This is a genomic window from Microbacterium sp. Bi128 (genome assembly GCF_918698205.1).
Window position 1 is genome coordinate 1 of the sequence record NZ_CAKKMM010000922.1, and the last position, 2,047, is coordinate 2,047.

2 protein-coding genes are annotated in these 2,047 nt (G+C 63.8%); one reads left to right on the forward strand and one right to left on the reverse strand.

The window, feature by feature from the left end; all coding sequences use genetic code 11:
- Positions 1–570 (reverse strand): glycogen debranching N-terminal domain-containing protein (locus LQV45_RS28040; RefSeq protein ID WP_290370333.1); only part of this gene is annotated, 570 nt, incomplete at its 3' end.
- Between the two features lie 339 nt (positions 571–909).
- On the opposite strand from LQV45_RS28040, the gene LQV45_RS28045 reads away from it, so the two are divergent.
- A complete protein-coding gene (locus tag LQV45_RS28045; protein ID WP_230010196.1) occupies positions 910–1,761 on the forward strand; it encodes a CPBP family intramembrane glutamic endopeptidase in 852 nt (283 codons plus the stop codon).
- Positions 1,762–2,047 lie beyond the last annotated feature (286 nt).

Consider the following 2,047-nt stretch of genomic DNA (forward strand, 5'->3'; position numbering starts at 1 on the left):
TCCGCGCCAGGCGAGGTGGCCTTCCGGGGTGACGGCGCCGGGGGCCGCGACCGCCAGGGTCTTGCCACCCTCCTGCCAGCGCAGCGTGGACTCATCGGCAGAGACCGGCGCGGACGGGTCACGGAAGCGGCTGAGGCGGATCTGGGCCATGTCGGTGAAGTCGGCCGCGAGGGCTACGTCGATTTCGACGTCGAGGGAATCCAGCGAGGTGCGCAGCTGCAGGGTGTGCCGCACCACGCCCGGCGTCACTGTCCAGGTCTGGAGGAGCTCGACGGCGGGATCCTCCGTGGGTCCCGGGATGCCCCGGACCAGGCCCCGGACGTGCAGGACGCCGCCGGGCTCGGCCTCGACGGTGGCCGGTTCGGGTTCCAGTCCGTTGACGCGCACGAGCGCCCGGCAGAGCATCCGGGTGTCGCCGTGGAGCAGCCCGGTGAACCCGGCCGGATCAGCGGAGTCACCGGCTCCGGGCGGTTTGACCTCGCCGGCCAAGCGGCCGTCAGGATCGAGCCACAGCTGGGTGGGGGCGGCAACGGAGCAGAGTTGGCGGTGCAGGCCGGGCTGAACAGTCATCCGCCTACCCTATGCCGGGCACTGGGCGGTCTCAATGCGCCACAGCCCGCTGCCGACCGCCTAGGAGGTCATGGCGTCGGCCGCCGGCTGCCGGGCTGTGGACTGCGGCCGCGTCGAAACGCGTGCGTAGCCGATTAGCTTCGTCGTGTGTCCGACCTACGGGACGCTTCCATCGGGTTCATCAGAACCATCTTGGCGGTCGCTCTTCGTTACGTTGCCATGGTGGCCAAAGATGATTTGCCGAACATCAGAGAGAACTTTTCGCTTCCGCTCGATCGCTTATTCTTAGCGTGGTGGCCCGACTAAGTGGGGGAACGAACGGGGAGGGAAGTTCTAATCATGGAAAATAACAGTTCTACGTGGGTCCGGTTTTGGAACCGGGGGACGTGGTGGAAAGCGCTCCTGATCGTCGCCGTGTATTGGGGCGTGTACGAACTGATCGGGCTGGGAATAGGTGCACTGGTTGGGGGCTCCATCGACCTGGGAAGCCCCCTGAGCGATCCGCTCAGCGCATTCCTAGGTTTAGCACTCCCTATCTTGCTCTCGGGAATACTCCTCTTTCTCTTCGCTCGCTCTCTCGGCTGGGTCAAGGAAATCTTCGGTCCCCAACCCGTCCGCGGGAAGGCCTGGATGTGGGTCGCAGTCCTCCTCGTCGTCATCCCAATCTTCCTACGGCTGATGGCAACCAACTGGTCCGCCTACTCCATCGGGCTTGTTCTGGTTATGGCGTTCTTCGGATTGTGTGTGGGGTTCACTGAAGAACTCGCCACGCGAGGAATAGTAGTGAACATGCTCCGAAACGGCGGCTATGGCGAACGACTTGTCTTTGTCTTGTCATCCCTGTATTTCGCGCTGCTGCACAGCGGAAACCTCCTCACCGGAATGGCCCCCCTGGTTGTTGCCGTTACCGTCGTCTACACCTTTGGATTCGGTGCCATGATGTACCTCTCCATGCGCGCGACGGGCCGGATCACGTGGGCCATCCTGCTGCATGCCGCCACAGACCCCACAACGTTCCTCGCCACCGGTGGGATCGACGCCACCTCAGCCACAGCTGGGGCGGAAGAACTGATATCACTCGCGGGGCTCTTCAACTGGGCCTCTATACTCCTGGCGCTCCTTGCCATCTTCCTCGTCACGGGCCGCGCCAACCGGACACACGACATCCCCCCAGTCCCCGCCGTGGCCTGACCTGAGGGGCCAGCTCAACAACTCGCTCGGGGTCGCACTAGCGCCCGTAAGCCGATCCCCAAACTGGACGGAAATGCTCCAAGACTGCGGTCGTGCAAGAATCGCGGCAGGGATGAGCATGACCGGCAGATGAGGGAACAGCAGTTGATGATCGTCGAGGCTCTGGTGCAGGCGATGGATCGGCGGGACGAGGTCTTCCAGGTGATTGAGGATTCAGAGGACTTGGACGAAGCAATCCGTCGCGTGGGTCAACTGTTGGGCGTGGGAGAAGTGCCCAGCCGGGCAG

Bases quoted from the DNA above. Each gene is read 5' to 3' on its own strand.
- LQV45_RS28045 (WP_230010196.1), top strand. From the start codon at position 910: ATGGAAAATAACAGTTCTACGTGGGTCCGGTTTTGGAACCGGGGGACG.